The sequence below is a fragment of the Bradyrhizobium sp. CIR48 genome (genome assembly GCF_014198315.1).
Lineage (GTDB): Bacteria > Pseudomonadota > Alphaproteobacteria > Rhizobiales > Xanthobacteraceae > Bradyrhizobium.
In genome coordinates this window covers 656,180-680,240 of record NZ_JACIHG010000003.1, presented here as the reverse complement: position 1 = coordinate 680,240, position 24,061 = coordinate 656,180, and the positions used below count along the sequence as shown (strand labels likewise).

General features: G+C 65.1%; 22 protein-coding genes. 9 read left to right on the top strand and 13 right to left on the bottom strand.

The annotated features are described in order from the left end of the window. Positions 1–2: 2 nt before the first annotated feature. Positions 3–1,040, bottom strand: a complete 1,038-nt coding sequence (locus GGD66_RS13145) for an AraC family transcriptional regulator (RefSeq protein ID WP_183257994.1) — start codon at positions 1,038–1,040, stop codon at positions 3–5. Positions 1,041–1,246: 206 nt separating this feature from the next. Between GGD66_RS13145 and GGD66_RS13140 the strand changes: the two genes are divergently transcribed. After that, positions 1,247–1,852: a response regulator transcription factor gene (locus tag GGD66_RS13140; RefSeq protein ID WP_092254816.1), complete on the top strand. Its 606-nt coding sequence runs from the start codon at positions 1,247–1,249 to the stop codon at positions 1,850–1,852. A gap of 180 nt (positions 1,853–2,032) precedes the next feature. After that, positions 2,033–3,709, top strand: a complete 1,677-nt coding sequence (locus tag GGD66_RS13135; RefSeq protein WP_092254931.1) for a mucoidy inhibitor MuiA family protein — start codon at positions 2,033–2,035, stop codon at positions 3,707–3,709. A gap of 132 nt (positions 3,710–3,841) precedes the next feature. Here the strand turns inward: GGD66_RS13135 and GGD66_RS13130 are convergent, their stop codons facing one another. The 4 genes from GGD66_RS13130 to GGD66_RS41440 are packed head-to-tail and all read right to left on the bottom strand — an operon-like array spanning position 3,842 to position 6,899. Then, entirely contained in the window at positions 3,842–4,648 is an 807-nt protein-coding gene (locus tag GGD66_RS13130; RefSeq protein WP_183257993.1) for a heme ABC transporter ATP-binding protein, read from the bottom strand. Then, positions 4,645–5,736 carry an iron ABC transporter permease gene (locus GGD66_RS13125; RefSeq protein ID WP_183257992.1) on the bottom strand — a complete coding sequence of 364 codons (1,092 nt, stop codon included), beginning with the start codon at positions 5,734–5,736 and terminating at the stop codon, positions 4,645–4,647. The genes GGD66_RS13130 and GGD66_RS13125 overlap by 4 nt, the downstream gene beginning before the upstream one ends. Further along, positions 5,733–6,686 (bottom strand): hemin ABC transporter substrate-binding protein, encoded by a 954-nt coding sequence (locus GGD66_RS13120; RefSeq protein WP_183257991.1) that lies wholly within the window; start codon positions 6,684–6,686, stop codon positions 5,733–5,735. The genes GGD66_RS13125 and GGD66_RS13120 overlap by 4 nt, the downstream gene beginning before the upstream one ends. A gap of 6 nt (positions 6,687–6,692) precedes the next feature. Then, positions 6,693–6,899 carry a hemin uptake protein HemP gene (locus GGD66_RS41440; RefSeq protein ID WP_026201916.1) on the bottom strand — a complete coding sequence of 69 codons (207 nt, stop codon included), beginning with the start codon at positions 6,897–6,899 and terminating at the stop codon, positions 6,693–6,695. A 264-nt stretch (positions 6,900–7,163) separates the two neighbouring features. Between GGD66_RS41440 and GGD66_RS13110 the strand changes: the two genes are divergently transcribed. The 6 genes from GGD66_RS13110 to GGD66_RS13085 all read left to right on the top strand — a co-directional run bounded on the left by GGD66_RS13110 (position 7,164) and on the right by GGD66_RS13085 (position 12,563). After that, a complete protein-coding gene (locus GGD66_RS13110; RefSeq protein WP_183257990.1) occupies positions 7,164–9,515 on the top strand; it encodes a TonB-dependent hemoglobin/transferrin/lactoferrin family receptor in 2,352 nt (783 codons plus the stop codon). Between the two features lie 94 nt (positions 9,516–9,609). After that, positions 9,610–9,942, top strand: a complete 333-nt coding sequence (locus GGD66_RS13105) for an antibiotic biosynthesis monooxygenase (protein WP_091956483.1) — start codon at positions 9,610–9,612, stop codon at positions 9,940–9,942. Between the two features lie 24 nt (positions 9,943–9,966). Then, positions 9,967–10,482, top strand: a complete 516-nt coding sequence (gene hutX / locus GGD66_RS13100; protein WP_026201918.1) for a heme utilization cystosolic carrier protein HutX — start codon at positions 9,967–9,969, stop codon at positions 10,480–10,482. Between the two features lie 26 nt (positions 10,483–10,508). Beyond that, positions 10,509–11,285 carry a tonB-system energizer ExbB gene (gene exbB, locus GGD66_RS13095; protein ID WP_183257989.1) on the top strand — a complete coding sequence of 259 codons (777 nt, stop codon included), beginning with the start codon at positions 10,509–10,511 and terminating at the stop codon, positions 11,283–11,285. Positions 11,286–11,289: 4 nt separating this feature from the next. Next, complete coding sequence (exbD, locus tag GGD66_RS13090) at positions 11,290–11,736, top strand: TonB system transport protein ExbD (protein ID WP_183257988.1); 447 nt, start codon at positions 11,290–11,292, stop codon at positions 11,734–11,736. Continuing rightward, positions 11,736–12,563, top strand: coding sequence for an energy transducer TonB (locus tag GGD66_RS13085; protein ID WP_183257987.1), 828 nt, complete (start codon positions 11,736–11,738; stop codon positions 12,561–12,563). Before exbD ends, GGD66_RS13085 begins: the two co-directional genes overlap by 1 nt. A gap of 52 nt (positions 12,564–12,615) precedes the next feature. Here GGD66_RS13085 and GGD66_RS13080 read toward each other — a convergent pair whose 3' ends face one another. The 5 genes from GGD66_RS13080 to GGD66_RS13060 form a co-directional block, all read right to left on the bottom strand. Continuing rightward, positions 12,616–13,971 carry an esterase-like activity of phytase family protein gene (locus GGD66_RS13080; protein WP_092254840.1) on the bottom strand — a complete coding sequence of 452 codons (1,356 nt, stop codon included), beginning with the start codon at positions 13,969–13,971 and terminating at the stop codon, positions 12,616–12,618. An 85-nt stretch (positions 13,972–14,056) separates the two neighbouring features. Beyond that, positions 14,057–14,956: a carbohydrate ABC transporter permease gene (locus GGD66_RS13075; protein ID WP_183257986.1), complete on the bottom strand. Its 900-nt coding sequence runs from the start codon at positions 14,954–14,956 to the stop codon at positions 14,057–14,059. Then, positions 14,949–15,905, bottom strand: a complete 957-nt coding sequence (locus tag GGD66_RS13070; RefSeq protein WP_183257985.1) for a carbohydrate ABC transporter permease — start codon at positions 15,903–15,905, stop codon at positions 14,949–14,951. Before GGD66_RS13070 ends, GGD66_RS13075 begins: the two co-directional genes overlap by 8 nt. A 140-nt stretch (positions 15,906–16,045) precedes the next feature. Next, the gene (locus tag GGD66_RS13065) at positions 16,046–17,392 is read right to left on the bottom strand and encodes an ABC transporter substrate-binding protein (protein ID WP_183257984.1); all 1,347 of its coding nucleotides are present in this window, start codon (positions 17,390–17,392) and stop codon (positions 16,046–16,048) included. Positions 17,393–17,476: 84 nt separating this feature from the next. Then, positions 17,477–18,520, bottom strand: coding sequence for a C-terminal binding protein (locus tag GGD66_RS13060; RefSeq protein ID WP_018317859.1), 1,044 nt, complete (start codon positions 18,518–18,520; stop codon positions 17,477–17,479). A gap of 258 nt (positions 18,521–18,778) precedes the next feature. Here GGD66_RS13060 and GGD66_RS13055 point away from each other — a divergent pair, with 258 nt between their 5' ends. Continuing rightward, entirely contained in the window at positions 18,779–20,464 is a 1,686-nt protein-coding gene (locus GGD66_RS13055) for a methyl-accepting chemotaxis protein (protein ID WP_026201919.1), read from the top strand. 153 nt (positions 20,465–20,617) lie between these two features. On the opposite strand, the gene GGD66_RS13050 is transcribed toward GGD66_RS13055, so the two are convergent. The 3 genes from GGD66_RS13050 to GGD66_RS13040 form a co-directional block, all read right to left on the bottom strand. Further along, positions 20,618–21,595 carry a tripartite tricarboxylate transporter substrate binding protein gene (locus tag GGD66_RS13050; RefSeq protein WP_092254855.1) on the bottom strand — a complete coding sequence of 326 codons (978 nt, stop codon included), beginning with the start codon at positions 21,593–21,595 and terminating at the stop codon, positions 20,618–20,620. A 229-nt stretch (positions 21,596–21,824) separates the two neighbouring features. Continuing rightward, positions 21,825–22,760 carry a DMT family transporter gene (locus GGD66_RS13045; protein WP_183257983.1) on the bottom strand — a complete coding sequence of 312 codons (936 nt, stop codon included), beginning with the start codon at positions 22,758–22,760 and terminating at the stop codon, positions 21,825–21,827. A gap of 286 nt (positions 22,761–23,046) precedes the next feature. Further along, positions 23,047–23,979, bottom strand: coding sequence for a DMT family transporter (locus GGD66_RS13040; protein ID WP_183257982.1), 933 nt, complete (start codon positions 23,977–23,979; stop codon positions 23,047–23,049). Between the last annotated feature and the right edge of the window lie 82 nt (positions 23,980–24,061).

Genomic DNA, 24,061 nt, shown 5'->3' with positions numbered 1-24,061 from the left:
GCTCAAGCTGCGGTTGCCGATGGCGCATCGGGCGGCGGCGTCGGAGGCCGAACGCCCTTGCGCCAGTCGGTTATGGTGCAGCCGAACCGGCCGCGGAACCAGCGCGCCATGGCGCTCTGCGCGGAGAAGCCGAGCTGCATCGCGATGTCAGCCAACGGCCGGCCGGGGTCCTCGATCAGCTGGATCACGAGATCGGCACGTTGCGCATCCAGGATGGCCGAGAAGCTGGTGCCTGAGGCAGCGAGGTGGCGGTGGATGGTGCGGCGGGTGCAGGCAAGATGCTCGGCCACGCGCTCGACCGTACAGTCGCCGCCGGCGAGCAGGGTCCGTACGACCTCGTCGACCTTCCCCTCCCAGCTCGCGGGCCGGGTTTCGATCGCCTCGATCCGCTTGCGCAGATAGCTTGCGATCAGCGGATGCGCGCTCGGGATCCGGCGCTCCATGTCGCGCGCCGAGAGCAGGATCGCATCGTGCTCGGCGTTGAAGGTCACGCGGCAGCCGTAAAATTCGCGGTAGCGCTTGCGGTCGCGCGGCGGCGGGTAATGCAGCTGGACCTCCTGCGGCCGCCAGTCGTGGCCGTGCAGCGATTGGATGATGCGGTGGATGCTGCCGAGCGCCATGTCGATCGCCTGGCGCGGCGCGCTCGGCTGCCGGCCGCGCAGGTGCAGCGTGACCGTCACGATCTGCCGGTCGCGCGCAACATCCAGCCGCATGCCGTCATGATGGATGTGGATGAAGCGCGAAAATGCGTCGATCGCCTCGCCGACAGTCGCCTGTTCGCGCACGATCAGGCCGACCGCACCGAAATTGGTCAGGCCGCCACGCTCGGCGAGACGCAAGCCGAAATCTTCGGCGCCGGAGGCCTCCGCCGACAATTCGAGCAGACGGCGCAGGCCGGCGACGGCAATGGGCGTATCGGGCTTGTCGAGGCAGGCCAGCGGCAGCCTGGCCTTGCGCATCATCTGTTTAGGATCGAGCCCAACCGACCGGGCGATCTCCGGGTAATAGCTCAAGCCTGCGCTGCGAACGAGGTCGGTCATGCGAACCGTTCCTGCCAGCCATTCCCGCAGATGTCCCGAAATGTAAAATTTCTGTCTCGATCCGTCAAATCCAGGAACCGGCCGGAACATACATAGGGGAAACCGAAGCACTGGCGTGAATGCCGTGCTCACGACGACGCGGCAGGGCGATGCGGCCCGCTTTCCGTCTCGGACCCATTTGACCAAGACATTGCTGGATCGGGATTATGCCGGGGAACATGCTTTCCAAGGGCGAGGTATTCGTCATCGACACCGACGCTGCCTCCCGCGAACAACTTTCGACCGCGCTCCAACAGAGCGCCTATGACGTGATCTGCTTCGCTGACGGTGCCTCACTCCTGTCCGAAGCAAAGGCACGCATGCCGGCCTGCGTGCTGATGGAGCTGCCGCCCGATCGCTCCGGCCTCGACATGCTCAGGCGGCTGCGCGAGGAAAATTGCATGGCGCCTGTGCTGGTGACCTCGGCGAATGGCAGCATCGCCATGGCGGTCGACGCCATCAAGAGCGGCGCGACCGACTTCATCGAAAAGCCTTTCCGCACCCACGACATCATCGGTCGGATCGATGCCGCCATCGACGAATTCGCGCAGCCCGGCACGAGCCGGCAGCGCTGGCTGCCCGGCTGCGAGCCCTTGACCGAGCGTGAGGGCGACGTGCTCGAGCACCTCGCGGCCGGCCTGACCAACAAGGAGATCGCCCGGCGCATGCATCTGAGCGCACGGACCGTCGAAGGCTATCGCGCCGGCGTCCTGAAGAAGGCCGGGGCCAAGAACGTGACCGATCTGCTCCGCCGCATCTTCGGCCAGGGGTAGCCCACCCAGGCCTGAGGCCTGCCGCGGGCGATACGTTCCGCAGCCTTGGTGCCGCCGCGGCGGCGCCCCACGGAAACCCCAATCGAACCAGTTCCTTCCCTGCCGCGTCCAACCATGTTGGCGAGGCATTTGATCGCGCGCGTCCGGCTGGCGGCGCGGCGATACGGCAGGAGGGACTTCATGCGCATCACCGCAAGATATTTGGCAACGACAAGCCTGGTTCTGGTCACCATGGCGGCGGCCTCGCCTTCATGGGCCGCCGATTTGGACGCTACATCGGCGATCGATACGGTCACGGTTTACCCCGATGGCGCCACCGTCACCCGCGTCATCACGGTCGACCTGCCGTCCGGGGATTCGACCCTGGTCGCCAAGGATTTCCCGCTTGGTCTCGATGCCTCCTCCATCCGGGTCGAGGGTGAGGGCGGCGCAAAGCTCACCATCGGCACGATCGATGCGCGGTCGCCTCGCGCCGCGCCGGTCAATCTGCCCGAGCTGGAAAAGCGCATCGAGGCCTTGAACGATCAGCGCGCCGATTTGCAGGGCGCGATCGACTCGGCGAATGCGCGGCGCAAGTTTGCGGAGCACTTTGCGGAAACCTCTCCCGCGGGGATCGGCGACAAGGGTGAGGCGCGGCCGATCGCCGAATGGCGCGCGGCCTTTGCTGCGGTCGGCGAAGAAATTGCGAGCGCCGACACCGTCATCCGCGATGCCACGCGCAAGACGCGGGAAATCGACCGGCAGATCGCCCAACTCGAGGTCGAGCGCAAGGCCAAGCCGCCGAGCAAGCTCGAGGTTCGCATGGACGTTGCCGCGACTGCTGCGACGAAGGCGACGCTGCGCGTGACTTACGCCGTGCGCAATGCGCGCTGGATGCCGCTCTATGACGCTCGGCTCGACACCGGCGCCAAGGATCGCAAGCCGCAGCTCGAGCTGATCCGCCGCGCCGAGATCACGCAATCGACCGGCGAGGATTGGTCCAACGTGACGCTCGGCGTCTCCACGACCCGCATCAGCCGCGGCGGCAGTGCGCCGGAGCTGCATTCGCTGGTCGCGCAATATCCACAGGTGCCGAAGCCGCTGGCAGCAGGTTCGGTCTCCGATCTGGCGCGGCCCGCGCCGGTTCTGCGACAGATGCAATCGCCAGCGATGGCCAAGATTGCGGAAGCGGCCGAGCCGCGCGAACGTGCCGACGAGCAGCAGGCAATTGCCGAGATCGGGGATTTCCAGGCGACGTTCAAAATTCCCGGCCGCGTCAGCCTCGGCGCCGCCGAGGGCGCCAAGAGCCTGCGGATTGCAGCGATGACGGTGCCCGCCGACCTGGCGGTCCGCGCCGCACCGGTGCTGGACCCGACCGCCTTCCTCGAAGCCAGCTTCAAGCAGACCGATGACACGACGCTGCTGCCGGGCAAGGTCGCGATCTACCGCGACGGCGTCTTTGTCGGTCGCGGCAAGCTTTCCGCTTCCGCCAAGGACGACATCGTCCGCCTCGGCTTCGGCGCCGACGACAAGGTGAGAATCGAGCGCGCGGTGCTCAAGCGCAATGAGGGCTCGGCCGGTCTCCTGGTCACGACGTCCAAGACCGACGAGCGCACGTTCAAGACCACCATCCGCAACGGTCATGATTTCCCGATCAAGGTCGCGATCGAGGATCAGTTGCCGGTGAGCGAGAGCGAGGACATCGTCGTCGAGATGCTGCCCGCGACCACACCGCCGACCGCAAGCAACATCCGTGACCGCCGCGGCGTGCTGGAATGGTCGTTCGACGCCAAGCCCGGCGAGGTCAAGGACATCAACTTCGCCTGGCGCATCCGCTGGCCGAAGGACAAGAGCATGGTGATCGTCCCGGCGGGGTAGGCTGTTCGCCCCAAACGAGATGCGCCCCCTCTCCCGCTTGCGGGAGAGGGTTGGGGTGAGGGCTCTCTCCTCTGGGGGAGACTTCGTTGTCGAGACACCTTCTCCCCGCAAGCGGGGCGAGGGAGTGCACCTTCATCGTGGCGGCGTCAAATTCGCGCGCATCGACTGCGGCAATACGTAAGGCACGCCGTCGTCGCCTTGATGGACAACGGCATCGATCTCGAAGATCTCGCGGATGGTTTCGCGGGTGACGACATCCGCGCGCGAGCCATCTGCGGCGAGCCTGCCGCCAGCCAGCACGACCAGCCGGTCGGCGAAGCGGATCGCGAGATTGAGGTCGTGCAGGATCGCGATCACGGCCGTGCCGCCGGCCGCACGGCGGCGGGCGGCTTCGACGAGGTCGATCTGGTGGCGCAGATCCAGGCTCGAGGTCGGCTCGTCCAGCAGCAGGAGGCCCGGGCCGTGCTCGGCTTCGCCGCAGGCGAGCTGCACCAGCACGCGGGCGAAATGGGCGCGCTGCTGTTCGCCGCCTGATAGAGTCGGCAGTTGCCGTTCGCGGAAATGGGCGAGCCCAACCTCGTCGAGGGCCGCGTCGGCGAGCGCGCCTGCTTCACGCGCGCTGCGCTCGCCCGCGCCCATCAGCACGATCTCCTCGACGGTGAAGGGGAAGGTGACGTTGATGTGCTGGGACAGCATGGCGCGGCGCGCGGCGAGCTCGCGTGGCGGATAGCTGCTGATATCGCGCTCTTTCAGGCGCACCGCACCCTCGTTCGGGCGGAGATCGCCGGAGAGCAACCGCAGCAGCGTCGACTTGCCGGCGCCGTTCGGGCCGACGATCGCGACCATCTCGCCGGCCGCAACCGTCAGGCCGACGTCATCGAGCAGCGTCGCGCGGCCGGCGCGCTTGCGCAAGGCGCGCGCCTCGATCACCGTACTCATAGCGAGGCGAACCCGCGCTGCCGCAGCAGGATGAAGAGGAAGACCGGCGCGCCGACCGCTGCGGTCAGTATGCCGATCGGCATCTCCGCCGGCGCCACGATGGTGCGCGCCAGCGTGTCGGCGCCGACCATCAGGATCGCGCCTGATAGCACCGAGGCCGGCAACAGCAGCCGATGCGCAGGTCCAATGACGAGACGGAGCAGATGCGGCACGACGATGCCGACGAAGCCGATGACGCCGCTGATCGACACCGCGACGCCGGTCATGGCGGAGACCATGACGATCGAGATCCGCTTCAGACGCTCGACATCGACCCCGCCGTGAAAGGCGTCGGCCTCGCCGAGCACCAGGAGATCGAGGCCGCGTGCGATGAAGGAGCAGGTGGCAAGCCCGATGATGAGGACCGGCGCGAGCACGGCGGCCTTGGTCCAGGTCACTCCGCTCATCGAGCCCAGCAGCCAGAACGTGATGTCGCGGAGCTGGCGGTCGTCGGCGACGAACACCAGAAGCCCGATGCCGGCATTGGCGATGGCGGTGATGGCGACGCCGGCGAGCAGGAAGACCGCGATCGAGGTGCGCCCCGAGCGGCTCGAGATGCCGTAGAGGATCGCGGTCGTGGCCAGCGATCCCGCGAATGCCGCGAGCGGCAGGAGCTCGGTCTGGAGAAAACGCAGCGTCTCGCCGAAGCGCGAATCGGTGAAGACGATCGCGCTTGCGGCTGCGAGCGCGCCGCCGCTGGAGACGCCGACCAGCGCGGGATCGGCGAGCGGGTTACGAAACAGCCCTTGCATGATCGCGCCGGCGGCGGCGAGCAGGCCGCCGACCATCGCCGCCGCCGCGATCCGGGGGATGCGGATCGACCACAGCACGAGCTGGTCGCGGGCCGTCATGGCCGTGCTTTCGCCTGATAGCCCCAGTGCGGCAGGCAGGCGGGAGAGGGGAATGCCGGCGGCGCCGAAGCTCAGCGCCACGATCGCGGCGACCGCGAGCACCGCGATCAGGAGAGGGATTGCGAACGATGCGGACCGCCGCCGCGCGTTGGCGCGTCGTTCCGTGCCGCGCGCTTCCATGCCGATCGCCACGCTCATTGCCGGCAATTCGCCGCCGACAGCGCCGAGGTGAAGGCAGCGCCCGGTTCGGCCAACGCCGGATAGAGCTTTACCGAGAGATCGCGCGCCGCCGCCGCCGTCCGTGGCCCGAAGCCGAGCAAATAGAGCCCATCCATGGTGATGAGGCTCTTGTTGGCCACGACCGGCGTCAGGGCGAAGCCGGGATGGGCATAGATCGCGTCGGCCTGCAGCGAGTCCTTGCCGCGCTCGATCGACAGCACCACGTCGGGTTTTGCCGCCGCGATCGCCTCGTCACCGATGATCTTGTAGCCGTCGAAATCGTCGACGGCATTCGCGGCGCCGGCGAGCTGGATGATCTCGTTGGCCGCGGTCTTGTGGCCGGCGACCATGGCGCGCCCGTTCTGGAGCGACATCACGAATATCACGCGCACCGGCTTGGTCACCATGGCGCGCAGGGCGCGCAGCTGGGCAAAATCGGCGCCGACCGCGGCGCTCAGGCACGCGGCGCGTGCGTCGACACCCATGGCGTGGCCGACCAGTCTTATCTTCTCGATCAGTCCGTCCTCGGAGAAGGCGTCGGGCACCAGCACCAACGGCACTTTCGCCGTTTCCAGGATCTCCATGGTCGCGTGCGGGCCCGAGCCCTGAATCGCCAGGATCAGGGTGGGATTGAGGCCCAACACGCCTTCGGCGGAGATCTGGCGCATGTAGCCGACATTGGGTTTGTCTTGCAGCGCCGTCGCTGGATAAAGGCTGGTGGTGTCGACGCCGACCAGCCGGTTCTCGAGCCCGAGCGCATAGATGATCTCGGTGATGGCGCCGCCGATCGAGACCGTGCGCGCGAAGTCGGTCACGGCGACGTCGCGATTGCGCGCGTCATGCACGGTGATGCCGGCGGCGTGCGCGGCAGAGGCGAGCGCGATCGTGCTGGAGAGCAGGAGGCTTGCGAGGGTGCGACAAAATGTCATTACAGGTTACTTCGTCAGGATCAGCTTGTTCTGCGAGGTCAGGCGAAGCCGATAGCTGTCCTCGCCGTGCGCGATGATGATCTCGCGCTCGACCGCAAACAGCTCGCGACTGTCGATCCGGCTCCCACGCATGGTGAGGGTTCGCGTTGTCGCAGAAGGGCTTCCTGCCGACCCCGCCGCGTCGCCGCTGCTGTCTCCTGATGTTGCCGACATGTTGGGTGTGATGCGCTTTCGAAACTCTGGAGTGCTGCTTGTTTGTATAAGCGGCACGAAGCGCATTCCAACGGCCGCAATTTACAATCGATATAAACTGCAAGCTGATGTCATTGACCGTCAGAGTGTTGCCACGTAACCAATTATGGCGGCGGGGTGACTTGCCCGCGTCTCGAGAAAATCAGCCAGCCAGTCGTTCGCGTTGCGAACGCACGCCAGCCAAACGACCTGAAAAAATAGAGTGAAGTGCAGGCTGGGGCTGATATGGCTGACGGGGCTAGGTATTCGCGCGCCTTGATTTTGGGCGCGTCGGTGGTTTCATTTGCGGCAATGACGACGGAGAGCGGTCTTGCGCAGACCGCCGCGCCGCAGGCCGAAAGTGCGTCGACGGAACGGCCGAGGCAGGCCAGGCGCAAGCCGACCAAGCCGCTGGTCGCGCAACAGGCAGTGCCGGAGGTCCTCAACGCCCGAGCCCAGGCCGGCGGCACCGCGCCGGTTCAGACGCTCGACACCATCACGGTCGCTGCAACGAAAACCAAGGAGCGCGCGATCGATGCGCTCGCGCCGGTCAGCTCCATTTCGCTCGACCAGATCCAGGGTCTTCAGCCGAACCGGCTGTCGGGCATCTTCTATGCTGTACCCGGCGTGTCGTTCCAGGAACGCGGCGACGATCCCGCGACCGTCATCAACATCCGCGGCCTGCAGGATTTCGGCCGCGTCGCCGTGGTCGTCGACGGCGCGCGGCAGAATTACCAGCGCACCGGCCACAACGCCAACGGCTCCTTCTTCCTCGATCCCGAATTGATCGGCGGTGTCGACGTCGTGCGCGGTCCGACCGCCAACATCTACGGCTCCGGCGCAATCGGCGGCCTGGTCTCGTTCCGCACCAAGGACATCGACGACGTGCTACGTCCTGGCGAGCGCTGGGGCGTCGATCTCTCCGGCTCCTACGGCTCCAACAACAATCGCGGCCTCGGCTCGGTCTTTGGCGGCGTGCGCGCCACGCCCGACGTCGATATCTTCGGCGGCGCGGTCTATCGCACCCAAGGCAATTACAAGGACGGCAACGGCACCGAGATCGGCAACACCGGCAACCAGGTCGAGGCCGGGCTGATGAAGCTCACGGTGCGGCCCGCGATCGGCCACGAGGTCAAGTTCGGCGCCGTCTTTCAGGACTACCAGTACGATGTCGGCCAGTTCAACCGCGGCCCGGTCGCGACGGCGGCGCAGCGCGCGCTGTATCAGGGCTCGTCGGTCTATGCGTCCGACACCAAGAACTACACCGGAACGGTGACCTGGAACTATTCGCTGCCGAGCGACAATCTGTTCGACTCGCACATATCGGTCTACGGCAATCGCACCGACAACGACCAGACCAAGACCTATCACTACTCGACATCCGGCGCGGCCTATTGCGGCGCCGGCAATGTCGGCAACAACATCTCCGGCTGTGTCGGCGACAAGCGCGGCTATGTCCTCGATACGTTTGGCTTCGACGCCAACAACACCACGCGCTTCAACGTCGGCGACTGGCGCAATGCCGTGACCTACGGCGTCGACGCATTCCAGGACGACGTCATCACGACCGACAGCCGCGGCAATTCCAACATCACCACGCCGGGTGGCATCCGCACCGTGTCGGGCGGCTTCATTCAACTGAAACAGAACTACAACACCTGGTTCGAGGCGGTGAGCGCGATCCGCTATGACCGTTACAATCTGCAGTCCGGCGGTACCAATGCGAGTGGCGATCGCTTCTCGCCCAAGATCACCCTCGGTGTGACGCCGGTCCCGGGCTTCCAGCCTTATGTCAGCTACGCCGAAGGCTATCGCGCCCCATCGATCACCGAGACGGTGATCTCCGGCGCGCACGCAACCGGTGGCGGACCGGCCTTCTTCCCCTGTCCTGACGGCACTGTTGGCCTGTTCTGCTTCCTGCCCAACCCGAACCTCCGTCCTGAGGTCGGCAAGAACAAGGAGGTCGGCTTCAATCTGAAGTACGACAACATCTTCAGCGCCAATGACTCGTTCCGCGGCAAGATCAATCTGTTCCGCAACGATGTCAGCGATTACATCGACCTCGTCGCCTCGGCGCGGGTCGCGGTGCCACCGTTCGGCTCTTTCAGCCAGTACTACCAGTACCAGAACATCGCCAATGCCCGCATCCAGGGTTTCGAGGCGGAGACGATGTACGATGCCGGCAGCTGGTTCATCGGTGTCGCCGGTCACTACATCCAGGGCAAGAACGCTGTCACCAATGTCGGGCTCGCGACCATCACCCCGCGCAAGGTCGTCACGACCGGCGGTGTCCGCCTGCTCGATCGCACCCTGATCCTGTCGGCGCAATGGGCCTCGTTTGGTGCCAACAACGACGTACCCGTCGGCTATCTGCCTGCGACCGGCTACGAGCTGGTCAATTTGTACATGACCTACAATGCGACCAGGGACATCGTGTTCACGGCTTCGATCGACAATCTCTTGAACCAGTACTACCGGCCTTACGCCATTCCCGGCAGCTCGACCGACGGCACGTCGCAGAACGACGTGCTTTGGTCAGCCCCGGGACCGGGCAGAGTCTATAAGGCCGGCATGAAGATTCACTTTGGAGGTGCGTAGCCGCCAGCTTCGCAGCACCACATCTCCGCCGGGCCGCGCTGATGCTCCAGCGCGGCTTCGGCGTGTTTCGTTTTGATCAGAAGGAGAGACTTTGATGTTCATCGCCATGAATCGTTTCCAGGTGAAGAAGGGCGCGGAGACCGCGTTCGAAACCGTCTGGGCCACCCGTGAATCCTATCTTGGCAGCATGCCGGGCTTCGTCGAGTTTCACCTGCTGAAGGGCCCTGAGGCCGAGGACCACACGCTCTATTCGTCGCACACCACCTGGGTCGACAAGGCGGCGTTCGAGGCCTGGACGCGCTCGGACCAGTTTCGTCGTGCCCATGCCCGCGCCGACAACTCGACCGGCGAGAGCCTGTATCTCGGCCATCCCAAGTTCGAAGGCTTTGAGGTGATCCAGAGCGAGCGCAAGGCCGCGGCCGCCTAGATTGCAATGGCAGAGGAGCCGGACATGTTGAGCACCGATCTTGCCGATCTCAGGGCCCATATGGCCGACAATCCGGGCGCGGTGATCGAGGACGTTGCGCGCCAGCGCAAGGTCACCCCGCGCAGCGTGATCGAGGCGCTGCCATCCTCCATGGTGCATATTGGCGGCGGCGAGCATTTTGCCGCCGCCATGCAGGACATCGCGGAGTGGGGCGAGGTCACGCTGATCGTGCACACCGATGACGCGATCTTCGAGTTCACGGGCGCCATTCCCGCGGGCGAGATCGGCCGCGGCTATTTCAACCTGATGCAGCCGAAGGGTCTGCACGGCCATCTTCGCCACGAGCGCTGCGCGGGCGTCGCCTTCGTCGAGCGCCCGTTCATGGGCAAGTCGTCGGCCTTCGTCGCGTTCGTGAACGCCGACGGCGGCATCATGTTCAAGGTCTTCGTCGGCCGCGACGAGACAAGGGCGCTGCGGGCGGATCAGCTGGCGCGGTTCCGGCAGCTCGCGGCCCGGATCGCGGCGCAGCCGGCTGCGTAGCTTTCTTTTGTTGTCGGGAGATCAGGATGCAAGGCAAGTCCAGGCTTCGGCAAATGGTCGTTGCAATCGCGCTGGCGCTGGCGCCAACACCGGCCTTCGCGATCGACGAAGCCCTGTTACCGCGCAATCTGTCGCCCTGGGGCATGTTCGTCAGCGCCGACATCATCGTGAAGACGGTGATGATCGGGCTCGCCGTCGCCTCGCTGGTGACATGGACGGTGTGGCTCGCCAAGACCATCGAGCTGCGTCGCAAGGGTGCACTCGCCTTGCGGCGAACGCGCGCGCTCGAAGGCAACATGACGCTGGCCGAGGTATCGTCACGGGCCGGTGACGCGCGCGACGCCGTCGCCCAGCTGATCCAGTCCTGCGCCAGGGAAGCCGAGCTCTCCGGCGGCATCCTTGACGACGGCCTCCAGGAGCGGGTGGCGCTGCGGCTCGAGCGGGTGGAGGCGGCAATGTCCAGACAGATCGCGCGCGGCACCGGCGTGCTCGCGACCATCGGCGCCACCGCGCCCTTCGTCGGCCTGTTCGGTACCGTCTGGGGCATCATGAACGCTTTCATCGGCATCTCCGAGAGCCACACCACCAGCCTCGCGGTGGTCGCGCCGGGCATCGCGGAGGCGCTGCTCGCCACCGCGCTCGGCCTCGTCGCGGCGATCCCGGCGGTGGTGATCTACAATCATCTGGTCCGCGGTATCGCGAATTACCGCGCGCTGCTCGGCGATGCCTCGGCGCAGCTGATGCTGCTGGTCAGCCGTCAGCGCGACCACAGGGAGTTCCGCCTGGCGCGGGCGGCGGAGTAGGCTCATGGCTGCGAAGCTCGGCGCGCGCGGGGAATCTCCGCTCAAGCGCGGTGACCCGGATGATCTCGACGTCGTCAACGAGATCAACGTCACGCCGTTCATCGACGTGATGCTGGTGCTGCTGATCATCTTCATGGTGGCAGCCCCACTCGCCACCGTCGATATCGGTGTCGAGCTGCCCGCGACCGCAGCCGAGCCGGCGCCGCGGCCGGACAAGCCGACCTTCGTGACGGTGAAGCCGGATCTCACAATTGCCGTTGGCGAGGACACGATGGCCCGCGATGGTCTCGCCGCCGCCCTCGATGCCGTCATCAAAGGCCATAAGGACGAGCGCATTTATCTGCGCGCCGACAAGGCCGTCTCCTACGGCGACCTGATGGAAGTGATGAACACCCTGCGTAACGCCGGCTACCTCAAGGTCGCCCTCGTCGGCCTCGACGGACGCAACTGATGGCCGCGAACGCCTTTGCCCTGCACGAGCCGCTTCGAGAGCGCGAGACCGCGCGCTGGGGCGCATCGGCGGCGGTGATTGTGGCGTTGCACATCGCCGCCGCACTGCTGGCGATGAACTGGATCAGGTCGCAGCCCGAGCAAGGTGTCAACATGCCGGCGATCCTCATCGACATGACGCCGGAGACATCGGCGCCGCAGTCGACACCGCTCGATATCGCGCCGGGCCCCGTGATGGAGCAGGCGGATGCGTCGCCGCCGGAGCCGATGCAGCAGCAGGCCGTCGAAGAGACGATCGCGCCGACGCCGCCGCAGGAAAAGCCGGACGTGGTTGCGCCGCCGGAGCAGAAGCTGGAGCCGGCTCCGCCGAAGCCCGAGCCGGTGCAAGTCGCGCCCGTGGAGAAGCCGGCACCGGCAAAGCCTCGGGTGGTACGTCCCGACGCTCGGAAGCCGTCGGATGCGCCGCCCGCGCCGCGCACCAGCGCGCCGCCACGTGCCGAGCGTCAGGCTCCGCTGGCATCCGCCGTGAGTGCCGGCTCAGTTGCTTCGGCGATGGCAACCTATTATCAGCGCGTGCGCGCGCACCTCATGCGCTTCCACCAGTATCCGACGAGTGCGAATGGTCAGAGGGGCGTGGTCAAGCTGAGCTTCACGCTCGGCCGTGGCGGTCAGGTGCTGTCCAGCCGCCTCGGGGGCTCTTCGGGTGTGGCGGTGCTCGATGCCCAGGCCATGGCCATGGTGCGTCAGGCCCAGCCATTCCCACCGGTGCCGTCCGAAATCACTTATGCGACGATTCCCATCAACGTGGGCGTCGCGTTTGGTAATTGATTTGCGACGAACTCCTCCCCCGCGCGAAGCGGGAGAGGAGCATAGCGTCAGCCTATTTCGCCTTCAGGAAGTCCGCGACTTCGAGCAGCATGAACTCGTCGTCGTCGGCCTTGTTGGGATCGCGGCTGGAGGAGAACGGCAGATTGTTGTCGTTGCCGACGATGATGTGGGTGTCGTCGACGCGATCGACGTTCTCGATGGTGAAGAACGGGAAGGTGTAGACGCCGTCGTTGAGCGGCTTCCTCGCCTTCTTGTCGGGATCCCTGATCTTCATGAGGTCGATATAGCCGATCTTGCGCACGGGCTTGCCGACATTCGCTTCGGTGAGCTCGATCTTGTAGATGCGCTTGAACTTGGCAAGATCCGGAAAACAGGTCTCGCCGCGGGTGCCCTGCGGGCAGGCCTTGTCGGCGGTGCCTTCGCCGTTGTCGCGCTCGATGATGAGGCCGGAAGCCTGATCGATCATGTTGAAGTCGCCGATGGCGTTGCCGTTCTGCTCGAACACGTATTGCCAGTAGCGGCCGGTGAATTTTTCCGCGGCGACGTCGAATTCGAGGATGCGGGAGGCTTCCTTGCCGTCGACCTTCTCCCAGTCCTTTTTCTCGGCATCCCACAGCGGTCCCTCGAGCAGGCCGTAGAGGAATTTGCCGTCCTTGGAGGACGCAAAGCCCTCATAGCCCTTGGAGCGGCGGAGGTTGACGTTGGTGTAGGTCGCGCCGGGCGCGCCCGGCGTCGCTACCGCCCAATTGTCCGGCGAACGTACCGGCTTGCCGTCGGCAACCGTGTCGAACACGGCCAGGATCTTGCCTGACTTGTCGGCCTTCAGGATGTAGGGGCCGAACTCGTCGCCGATCCAGAAGGTATCGCCGATGATCTGGAAGCCTTCGGTGTCGAAGTCGGAGCCGGTGAGATAGCGCCTCTCGGTGTCCTCGTGCACGATGCGGAACGGGACCTTCTTGTCGGGGTCGTGCAGGAAGATCGTCTCCTGACGATCGATCTTGCCGCTCGCCCAATCCATCTTGTAGCGGTTCAAATACAGCATCGAATCCGGCGAGTTGGCGCGCGCGCCCATGCCGTTGTCGGTGATGACCCAGAAGCTGCCGTCCGGCATGGTCTTGATGCCGGAATGGCCCTGCAGCGGCTGGCCCTTGAACGGCAGCGATACGCCGGTCGCGCGCTCATAGGACTTGCCCATCACGGTGCCGAGCGCGTCGACCCGCTTGCCGGTGGTGTATTTGCCCGAAGTCTTGAGATCGGCGGGGGCGTCGGCGGGGGCGTCGATGAAGGTGGCGGCCGGCATCACCACGTGGCCGGCGAGCTTGGCGGGGAATTCACCTTCGCTCTGCGCGAGCGCTGGGCTCGCGGCGAGAATGATCGTTGCGACGGTGCTGAAAAAAGTCGCGCGCATGTGCGTCTCCTGTTGGCGGACGCACGCCTTATGCTGTCAGCGTGTTGCAGTTTTGTGAAACCGGGCCAAACGCCGCAGCCGCGGTCTACTCCTTTACCGCGCCGGTCAGCGAGGACACGTAGTAGTCCACGAACAGCGAGTAGAAGATCGCGACCGGCAGCGATCCCAGCAGCGAGCCAGCCATCAGCGCACCCCACTGATAGACGTCGCCGGTGACGAGCTCGGTCAGGATCGCAACCGGCACGGTCTTGTTGGCGCCGCTCTGGATGAAGGCGAGCGCGTAGATGAACTCGTTCCAGGACAGCGTGAAGGAGAAGATGCCGGCCGAGATCAGCCCGGGCACCGCCAGCGGCAGCGTGATCCGCCGCAGAATCTGGAGGCGTGTTGCGCCGTCCACCAGCGCGCATTCCTCGAGCTCATAGGGAATCGACTTGAAATAGCCGATCAGGAGCCAGGTGCAGAACGGCACCAGGAAGGTCGGATAGACCAGGATCAGGGCGAGCGGCGAGTCGAACAGGCCGAATTGCACCACGACGGTGGCGAGCGGAATGAACAGGATCGACGGCGGCACCAGATAGGCGAGATAGATGCCGAGGCCCACATAAGGGCTGCCGCGGAAGCGCAGCCGTTCGATCGCGTAGGCGGCGAGCGTCGAGGCGATCAGGGATAGCGTGGTCGAGCCGATCGCGACCGTCATCGTCGTCCACAGCCAGCGCGGATAGGCGGTGTTGAACAAGAGATGCTTGATGTGAGCCAGCGTCGGCGAGGAGATCCAGAACGGATTGTGCTCCTTGTAGTTCATCAGTTCCGCGTTCGGCTTGAACGAGGTGATCGCCATCCAGTAGAACGGAAACAGCAGGATCAGCACGAAGCAGCTGAGCGGCAGATAGATCATCATCAGCCGCCGCAGCCCGGAATCCCAGGCCATGGTGTCGGGCGCCGCCTTGGCGTCGGCGACAGCTGATTGCGCGGCGGTATCAGTCATTGGCCTCTCCCTGCTGCCATTTGCGGCGCGCCAGGCCGAAATAGGAAAACAGCGTCGCGAACACCAGGAACGGGATCATCGATACCGCGATTGCCGCGCCTTCACCGAGTTCACCGCCGGCGATGCCCCGCTGGAACGCCAGCGTGGCCAGCAGATGGGTCGAGTTGCCGGGCCCGCCGCGGGTGATGGCGTAGACCAGCTGGAAGTCGGTGAAGGTGAAGATGATCGAGAACGTCATGACGATGGCGAGGATCGGCATCATCATCGGGAAGGTGATGTAGCGGAAACGCTGCCAGGCGCTGGCGCCGTCGAGCATCGCGGCCTCATAGAGCGAGGGTGAGATGGTCTGCAGACCCGCCAGCAGCGAGATCGCGACGAAGGGAATGCCGCGCCAGATGTTGGCGGCGATCAGCGAGAAGCGCGCCGGCCAGGGCGAGCCGAGGAAGTCGACATTGCCCGACCGCCAGTGCAGCACGTCGACCAGCAAATAGGAGATGATCGAGAATTGCGGATCGTAGATCCACCAGAACGCCAGCGCCGAGAGCACGGTCGGGACGATCCAGGGCAAGAGGATGATCGCACGCAGGATGCTCTTGAACGGAAAATGGTTGTTGAGCAGCAGCGCGAGCCAGAAGCCGAGCGCGAACTTCCCGAAGGTGGCGATGCCCGTATAGACCACGCTGTAGAACACTGCGTTCCACCACAGGGGATCGGTGAGCAGATACTGGAAATTCTCCAGGCCCACGAAGACGCCGCGACGGCCGATCGTGGTGTCGGTGAAAGCGAGCCAGATGCCGAGGCCGAGCGGATAAGTGAGGAACACCGAGAGCAGCCCGATCGCGGGCGCGAGGCACATCGCGATCAGGAACGGCTTGTAGTCGAACAGCCGCACCAGCCAGTTCGGTTGCCGCTGGGCAAGTACGGGAGAGGAGAGTGTCGTCACGGACATTAATGTGTTGTCCTATCGCTGAACGTCACCACACCGTCATTGCGAGCGAAGCGAAGCAATCCAGTCTGTCGCCGCGGCTGCAGTCTGGATTGCTTCGTCGCAAGTGCTCCTCGCAATGACGGCGGCTCTATCGTCGCGCGTTACCGCTGCCGCCGGAAGTACCGCTTGCAGCGCTGCTCGGCTTCCGCGGCGGCGGCCTCCGGCGTGGCCGCACCGGTCGCAACTGCAGAGAGCATCTGAATCAGCACGTAGTCGGCGGTGACCGCTCCGCTCGCGGTGGAGATCGGTCCCTTGTAACCGCTGTAGTAAGTGCTGTTCATGGTGTTCTTGAAGATCGACACCTTGGGGTCCTGCGACCATACCGCGGCATCGGCATAAGCCGCGAGCGGTTGCGACCAGTAGCCGGAATTAGCGTTGAGCCACGGCTCGTATTGGTCTTTTTCCAGCATGTATTGCAGGAAGGCCTTTGCGGCGTTGGGATATTGACTGTGTTTGAACACCATGGCGTTGAGTGTGAGCCCATCCATCGGTGAGACCTTGGCCAGGCCCTTGGGCAGGAGCTGATGCTCGCAATCGTCTGCGATCGCCTTGGTTGCTGGATCGTTCTTCAGTGAGAAGTACAACGAGACGCCGTTGGCGGTCAGCGAGATCTCCTGCGCGGAATAAGCGCGATTGTTCGACACATCATTCCACGACGTCGTGCCGGCGATGAAGGTCGGATAGAGCTGCTTGACCCAGTTCAGCGCAGCAATTGTTTCCTTGCTGTTGATGGTGACGTTGCCGTCCTCGTCGAGCAGCGAGGCGTTGTGCGACCACAGCGCCCAATTCGCGAAGCCGGTGCCGTCACCCCTAGCATTGCCGAGTGCGAAGCCGGCCGGCTTGCCGGCCTTGTGCAGCTTCTGGCAGAGGTCGAGGACGCCGGCATGGTCTTCCGGCACCTTGTCGAAGCCGACCGATTGCAGGATTGACTTGCGGTAGATCAGCGGCCCTGCGGTGGCGCCGAACGGCAGCCCGATCCAGTCGTTGCTCTTGTTCTTCTTGCCGTAACGCTGCGCCAGCGGCAACCAGCCGCCATAGCGCTTGCCGACATAGTCGGCGACGTCGGTCAGTTCGATCAGCTTGTCGATGTAGATGTGCGGTGCATCGGAGAAGCCCATGATAATGTCGGGGCCGGCGCCGGAGTTCGAGGTCACCGCGGTCTGCTGGTTGATGTCCTCCCAGCCGACGAAATCGACCTTGACCTCGACGCCGGTCTCCTTGGTGAACTTTGCTGCATTGGCACGGAACACGTCCTCGTCGGCCTGGACGAAGCGCACCGGGCGCAGCATGCGCAGCGATGCGCCCTTCTCGATGTCGAGCTTGGGTGCCGCCACGTCGGCGGCCTTGATTGTCGACGATGTTGTTTGCGCTGCAGCACCGGTGGCCGCGAGCGTTGCAGCGGATAGGCCCAGCGCCAAGGCATCACGACGTGTGATGTCGTTCCTCATCAGTACCTCCCTGTGATGTTCCCTTCCCGGCGTTGATCGCCGGTGAAGGGCCGTTCGGTCGTTGGCGCCTCGGGCGCCGGCCGCCTAGCTGTTCGGCCCGCGATCCATGCTGACGGGTTGCCAGCGGCGGAGCGTGGTGTCTTGCAGCACCGACGGATTGACGCAGCTTACCGGCCACATGCCCTGAAGCACCAGTGACAATTCGTAGCCCACGCGGCGCTTGCGTGCCTCGTCAAACCGTGCCGAGGCCGACGCCACGTGGGCGGTCAGCGTCACGTTCTCCATGCCGAGCAGGGGATTGTTGTGCGAGGGCGGTTCCTTCTCCAGCACGTCGAGCGCGGCGTGCGCGATCCAGCCCTCCTGCAGCGCCTTGATCAGGCTCTCCTCGTCCACGGTGGCGCCGCGCCCGGTATTGATGAAGATCGAACCCTTCTTCATCTGCCGAAAGTGCTTCTCGGTCAGCATGTGATGCACCTCGGGCCTTGCCGGGGCATGCATCGAGACGAAGTCGGATTGCGACAGCACCTCGTTCAGCGTCGCGGGGATCACGCCGTGGTCGTACATCAGCGTTTCCTGGATGAAGGGATCGTAGGCCATCATGCGCAGGCCGAACGGCGCCGCGCGTTTCGCAACTGCACGCGCGACGCGGCCGAACGAGACGAAGCCGAGCGTCTGGCCCATCAGCCTCGGGACCTTGAGCAGCGCTGGCCGGCCCTCCGCCCAGCGGCCGTCACGCACCATGCGGTCCTGCTCGACCAGGCGGCGGAAGCCGGCGAGCAGCAGCATCATGGCGTGATCGGCGACCTCTTCGATGAAGGTGTCCGGAATGTTGGTGACGGGAATGCCGCGCGCGGTGGCCGCCTTGACGTCGACGCTGTCGACGCCGACCGAGCCGAGCGTGATGACCTTGCAGGTCTGCAAGCTGTCGATGATGGTCTTGGTGATCGGGATGCCCTTGGCATAGATGGCGTCCGCGGTCTTTGCTGCGGCGATGAACCCGGCCTCGTCGGCGGGGGCCTCGATGATCTCGGCGTCGATCGGATCGAGCGCCTCGCGCTCAAAGGAATAGTCGCTGCCCGCGACCGTGAAGCTCGCGCCCTTCGGCGTCACCACCCTGTATTTCGGCATTTTCTCGCTCCCGATTTGGTTTGTCGGTTCTTGTTGTGACCCGCCTTAGCGGGCGGGCCTTTGCGTCTTTTACGCGAAATCGGAGCGGCCGCGTACAATCGTCGGTTGCCGGTGCGGGGATAAATTGCCGCTTTTTGCGGCTGCGTCCGGGCTTCTACGGAGGCATGTAAGTAACTTGCTAAGGCTCTCTCCCTAAAAGTTGTTTCGATTTCGATCGATCTGTCGCGCGCCCATATCCCATTATTGCCGGAGCTAATCGTGAAGTTGAGCAATCTGAAGATCGCCCCGAAGCTCGGCATCCTTGTCGGCGTCACCTTGTTCGGCCTGTGCATCTCCGGCGTCCTCGCCGGCTATCTGATGAAGCGCGAGATGGTGAATGCGCGCATCGATCAGGCCAAGGCGATCGTCGAGCTGGCACGCAACTATGCGGGCGCTCTGAAGAAGCGCGTCGACGCCGGCGAGCTGACGAAGGACGCGGCCATGGCCGAGCTTCGCCGCTACGGCAATTCGATGACCTACGACAACGGCGCGGGCTATCTGTTCGGTACATCGTACGAAGGCATCACGCAGCTCGCGCCGGATCCCAAGCAGATCGGCACCAATCGCATGGATGTCGTGACCAACGGCCGCAAGCTGTCCGTCGAGCTGATGGACGGCGTCAAGGCCAACGGTTCGATCCTGCTGCATTATGAGTATATGAAGCCCGGTCAGCCGACGCCGATCCGCAAGATCGGCTACGCGGTGGCGGTGCCCGGCTTCGACATGTATCTCGGCACCGGCGCTTATCTCGACGACATCGACGCCAAGATGGGCCCGGTCTATTGGCTGCTCGGCTTTGCCATGCTCGGCATTTTCGTTGTCGCCGGCAGCGTCGCCTGGCTGATCGGCCGCGGCATCAGCCGCCCGCTGGCGCTGCTCGGCGCCCGCATGAAGGATCTCGCCGACGGCAAGCTCGAGGGCGACATTCCCGGCGTTGGCCGCGGCGACGAGGTCGGCGCGATGGCCTCCACCGTCCAGATCTTCAAGGACAACGCGGTCCGCATCCGCGACCTCGAAAGGACCGAAGCCGATGCCAAGGAGCGCGTCGCGGCCGAACGTCGCAGCGCGATGGAGGGCATCGCCAGCGACTTCGAACGCAGCGTCAACGGCATCGTCCGCTCGGTCTCCTCGGCCGCGGCCGGCATGCAGACGACGGCGCAGTCGATGACCGCGACCGCCAGCGACGCCTCCTCGCGCGCGGCGACGGTCGGCGCGGCCTCGCAAAAGGCCTCCGGCAATGTCGGCACCGTCGCGGCGGCCGCCGAAGAGCTGTCGAGCTCGGTTGCGGAAATCTCCCGCCAGGTGACCCGCTCGACCGAAGTCGCCAGCCGCGCCGTCAGCGACGCCGAGCGTACCAACGCCACCGTGCAGGTGCTTTCGACCGGCGCCGAGAAGATCGGCGAAGTCGTCAAGCTGATCCATTCGATCGCCGCGCAGACCAATCTGCTCGCGCTCAACGCCACCATCGAGGCGGCACGCGCCGGTGAATCCGGCCGCGGATTCGCGGTCGTCGCCTCCGAGGTCAAGGCGCTCGCCAACCAGACCGCCAAGGCGACCGAGGAGATCTCCGCGCAGGTCGCGGCGATGCAGACCTCGACCAGCGACGCGGTCACGGCCATCTCCGGCATCACCCAGACCATCGCCGAGATGAGCGAGATCACCGCCGGCATTTCCGCCTCGATCGAGCAGCAGGGCGAGGCGACCCGCGAGATCGCCCGCAACATCCAGTCGGTCGCGGCCGGCTCCAGCGAGATCAACGCCCATATCGGCAGCGTCACCTCCGCTGCGGAAGCGACCGGCACCGCGGCCACCGACGTGCTCTCCAACGCCCGCGAGCTGGACAACCAGTCCGGCGCGCTGCGCAGCGCCGTCGACGGCTTCCTCGCCAAGGTGCGCGCGGCGTAGATTCTTGCGCTGAATTCGTAGGGTGGGCAAAGGCGCGCAAGCGCCGTGCCCACCTTTCTTTTTAGTTCGCTGACACTCGTGGGCACGCTTCGCTTTGCCCACCCTACGAGAGCCGTGCCCGGCTCAGCGCCGCGTCCGGGACACGAGACCGTCCTACTGCTTCTCGATCTTCGCGTTCGTGATCAGCTTCTCCCACAGCACGAGTTGTTCGTTCACGAACGTGCCGAGCTGCTCCGGCGTGCCCGAGAACGCGTCCATGCCGAGCGTGGCGAGCTGGGCCTTGATCTCCGGCTTCTCGACGATCTTCCGGATCTCGGCGTTGAGCCGGGTCACGATCTCCTTCGGCATGCCGGCGGGGCCGAAATAGCCCTGCCAGGACGAGATGTCGAAGTCCGGCACGCCGGCCTCCTGCATCGAGGGCAGGTTCGGCACCAGCGGCGAGCGGTCCTTGGTGGTGACGGCGAGCGCGCGCAGCGCGTTGCCGTTGACGTGGGGCAGGCCCGTCAGGATGTCGACGAACATCATCGAGACGCGGCCGCCCATGACGTCGTTGAGCGCCGGCGGCGAGCTCTTGTAGGGCACGTGCAGCAGGTCGAGCCCGGCATTGTGCGCAAAGGTCGCACCCGAGACGATCGCGGAGGACGATCCCGAGGCGTAGCTCAGCTTGCCCGGATTGGCCTTGCCGTAGGCGACCAGCTCGCCGACGGTCTTGGCCGGCACTTCCGGATTGACGACCAGCATGAAGGGCAGGTCGCCGGTGCGCGCGATCGGCGTGAAGTCCTTGACCGGATCGTAAGTGAGGTTCTTGAGCAGATAGGGATTGGCGGAATGCGTGGTGTTGGTCGTCACCAGCAGCGTGTAGCCGTCGGGGGCCGCCTTCGCGACATAGCTTGCGGCGAGCATGCCGTTGGCGCCCGCCTTGTTCTCGATCACGATGCCGACGCCGAGCGCCTGCGACAGATGCTGCGAGATCAGCCGTGTCGTCGTGTCAGTGCCGCTGCCGGCCGCGAACGGCAAAACCAGCGTGATGTTGCGGCTCGGATAATTGTCGGCCTGGGCCGTGGATGCGGCGGCGAGGCACAATGCGGCCGCTCCGGCGGCACGCAGGTTTCGAATCAGCCCTGAAAGCATGTTTGAACGTTCCCTCTTTTTGGTTGGCGGGGAACCTAGCGCCTCCTCGTCGAAATCGGAAGGCGGGAGTTGCTTGCCCCGGGCGCAGTGCAGCGCGCCGCCCCTTGCGGCGTGATGCGCTGCTGAACCGGGGCCCATACTCGCGGCAATCTGGATCCCGGCGCTGCGCAGCGTCACTGCGTGCCGCAGCGCGTCCGGGACACGAGAGCGTATCGTCCGCGTCGCGGAATTACTTCACCGCGGAGCCCTGGCGTGAGGCGATCACGACGCCGGCGAGCACCAGCGCGTAGCCGATCAGGTGGAACGGCTGCAGCTTTTCGCCGAGCAGCAGGATCGCCATCGCCGAGCCGAACACCGGCACCAGATGGAAGAACGGCGCGGCCCGATTCGGGCCGATCAGCGCGACGCCGCGGTTGAAGAAGAGATAGGCCAGCGTCGAGGGAAAGATCAGGATGTAGCCCAGCGTCGCCAGCGTCGTTCCGTCGAGTTGCAGCACGCGGCCGCTTGCCGCCTCCCAGATCGCGGTCGGCAGCAGCATCGTCGCGCCGCAGCAGGTGGTGAAGGACAGGAAGGACAGCTGGTGGATCTTGGGCCGGCGCGGGATGAAGGCCGAGTAGATCCCGAACGCCACCAGCGAGGAGGCGAACATGATGTCGCCCCTGTTGAAGCTGATGCTCGCGAGCGCGGCGAGATCGCCGCGCAGAATGATGATCAGCACGCCGAGAAGCGAGATCGCGATGCCGGCGAATTGCCCACCCGTCAGCCGCACGCCGAACAGCACCAGCGACCACAGCGCCACGAACAGGGGACCTGCCGACTGGATCAGCAGCGCGTTCAGCGCCTCCGTGTATTGCATCGCCCAGTACGAGATCGCGTTGTTGAAGGCGAAGCCCACCAGCGACAGGAACAGCATCAGCGGCAGGCTGTTGCGCAAGTCGGGCCAGTCGCGCTTCAGATGCGGCCAGGCGAACGGCAACAGGATCAGGAAAACGCCGAACCAGCGGATCGTGGTCACCGTCAGCGGCGGCACATGCGCGCCGACATGACGCGCCAGCACGATGTTGCCGGCCCAGAACAGCGAGCTCAGGCTGAGCAACAGATAAGGCTGGTTGTTGAGCCAACTGGCCGGATTGGCGGTCTTTGGCGCGGGCGGAGCAATCGTCATTGGCGTTGGACGAAAGCTTGCGCCGGATTGCCGTCGCCGCACAAGCCACGCGGCCGCAATGCTACAATGCAGGCAAACCCTGAGGAGCGCCTTTGGCGGTTAATATGTTGAACATCGCTGGCGCGCGTCTCCCCCTCTCCCCCTGTGGGAGAGGGTGGCTCGCCGCGAAGCGGCGAGACGGGTGAGGGGTCTCTTTCCGCGAGTCCAATTCTCATTTGAGTGCGCGGATGCAACCCCTCATCCGGCGCTTCGCGCCACCTTCTCCCGCAAGGGGAGAAGGAAGAAATTACGTCGCCTGCTTCCGCGACGCCACGAACACGCCCGACAGCACCAGCGCGAAGCCGATGAAGTGGAATGCCTGCGGGTGTTCGTCCAGGAACGCCATCGCCATGATCGAACCGAACACCGGCACGACGTGGAAGAACGGCGCGGCACGGTTGGCGCCGATCAGGCGGACGCCCCGATTGAAGCAGAGATAGGCCAGCGTCGAGGGAAACACCGCGACGTAGAACAGCGTCAAGAGGTTCGGCCCGTCGAGCTTCATCACGGGCCGCGCGGACAATTCCCAGATCTCCAACGGAATGAGACAGGCTGCGCCGGCCCCGAAGGTGAAGGCGAGGAACGACAGGCCGTGCATCGGCGGCCGTTTCAAGGTCAGCACCGAATACAGCGCGAAGATGACGAGCGCGACGATGAAGATGAGGTCGCCCTTGTTGAACTCGATGTTCGACAGCGTGGTGAAATCGCCGTGCAGCAGAATGGTCAGCACGCCGCACATCGACAGCAGCACGCCGAACGCCTGCGCGGCGGTGAGGCGGATGCCGAGGATGGCCAGCGACCACAGCGCCACGATCAGCGGCGCGGCCGACTGCAGCAGCAGCGTATTGAGTGCCTGGGTATGCTCCAGCGCCCAGTATTGCAGCGTGTTGAAGGCGCCGATGCCGGTGACCGAGAGCGTGATCATCAGGCCAAGTCTGCCGCGGATCGCGGGCCAGTCCAGGGCAAGATGTTTCCAGGCGAACGGCAGCACCAGCAGGAAGGCGAAGAACCAGCGCAGGAACGATAGCGTGACCGGCGGGATGTGGCCGGCGGCGAGCCGCCCGACGATGGCGTTGCCGGCCCAGCACAGCGCGGTGATGCTGAGCAGCAGGTAGGGCTGGTTGGCGATCCAGCTGTGGCCGGATGTCTCCGCGCTGGTGGTCTGGCCGGTGGCGGACATTGGGATTGGCGTGCCCCGCATGCGCCGAGGCTTCCAGCCCGGCGGGATCCGGGCCGGCTGATCGCCCGGCGCTGTCCAAAGA

Coding starts and splice junctions, on each gene's coding strand:
- GGD66_RS13080 (WP_092254840.1), bottom strand. CDS start 13,971: ATGCGCGCGACTTTTTTCAGCACCGTCGCAACGATCATTCTCGCCGCG.
- GGD66_RS13050 (WP_092254855.1), bottom strand. CDS start 21,595: ATGCTTTCAGGGCTGATTCGAAACCTGCGTGCCGCCGGAGCGGCCGCA.
- GGD66_RS13075 (WP_183257986.1), bottom strand. CDS start 14,956: ATGACTGATACCGCCGCGCAATCAGCTGTCGCCGACGCCAAGGCGGCG.
- GGD66_RS13105 (WP_091956483.1), top strand. CDS start 9,610: ATGTTCATCGCCATGAATCGTTTCCAGGTGAAGAAGGGCGCGGAGACC.
- GGD66_RS13130 (WP_183257993.1), bottom strand. CDS start 4,648: ATGAGTACGGTGATCGAGGCGCGCGCCTTGCGCAAGCGCGCCGGCCGC.
- GGD66_RS13070 (WP_183257985.1), bottom strand. CDS start 15,905: ATGTCCGTGACGACACTCTCCTCTCCCGTACTTGCCCAGCGGCAACCG.
- GGD66_RS13120 (WP_183257991.1), bottom strand. CDS start 6,686: ATGACATTTTGTCGCACCCTCGCAAGCCTCCTGCTCTCCAGCACGATC.
- GGD66_RS13140 (WP_092254816.1), top strand. CDS start 1,247: ATGCCGGGGAACATGCTTTCCAAGGGCGAGGTATTCGTCATCGACACC.
- GGD66_RS13040 (WP_183257982.1), bottom strand. CDS start 23,979: ATGTCCGCCACCGGCCAGACCACCAGCGCGGAGACATCCGGCCACAGC.
- GGD66_RS13145 (WP_183257994.1), bottom strand. CDS start 1,040: ATGACCGACCTCGTTCGCAGCGCAGGCTTGAGCTATTACCCGGAGATC.
- GGD66_RS13110 (WP_183257990.1), top strand. CDS start 7,164: ATGGCTGACGGGGCTAGGTATTCGCGCGCCTTGATTTTGGGCGCGTCG.
- exbB (WP_183257989.1), top strand. CDS start 10,509: ATGCAAGGCAAGTCCAGGCTTCGGCAAATGGTCGTTGCAATCGCGCTG.
- GGD66_RS13060 (WP_018317859.1), bottom strand. CDS start 18,520: ATGCCGAAATACAGGGTGGTGACGCCGAAGGGCGCGAGCTTCACGGTC.
- hutX (WP_026201918.1), top strand. CDS start 9,967: ATGTTGAGCACCGATCTTGCCGATCTCAGGGCCCATATGGCCGACAAT.
- exbD (WP_183257988.1), top strand. CDS start 11,290: ATGGCTGCGAAGCTCGGCGCGCGCGGGGAATCTCCGCTCAAGCGCGGT.
- GGD66_RS13085 (WP_183257987.1), top strand. CDS start 11,736: ATGGCCGCGAACGCCTTTGCCCTGCACGAGCCGCTTCGAGAGCGCGAG.
- GGD66_RS41440 (WP_026201916.1), bottom strand. CDS start 6,899: ATGTCGGCAACATCAGGAGACAGCAGCGGCGACGCGGCGGGGTCGGCA.
- GGD66_RS13045 (WP_183257983.1), bottom strand. CDS start 22,760: ATGACGATTGCTCCGCCCGCGCCAAAGACCGCCAATCCGGCCAGTTGG.
- GGD66_RS13065 (WP_183257984.1), bottom strand. CDS start 17,392: ATGAGGAACGACATCACACGTCGTGATGCCTTGGCGCTGGGCCTATCC.
- GGD66_RS13135 (WP_092254931.1), top strand. CDS start 2,033: ATGCGCATCACCGCAAGATATTTGGCAACGACAAGCCTGGTTCTGGTC.
- GGD66_RS13125 (WP_183257992.1), bottom strand. CDS start 5,736: ATGAGCGTGGCGATCGGCATGGAAGCGCGCGGCACGGAACGACGCGCC.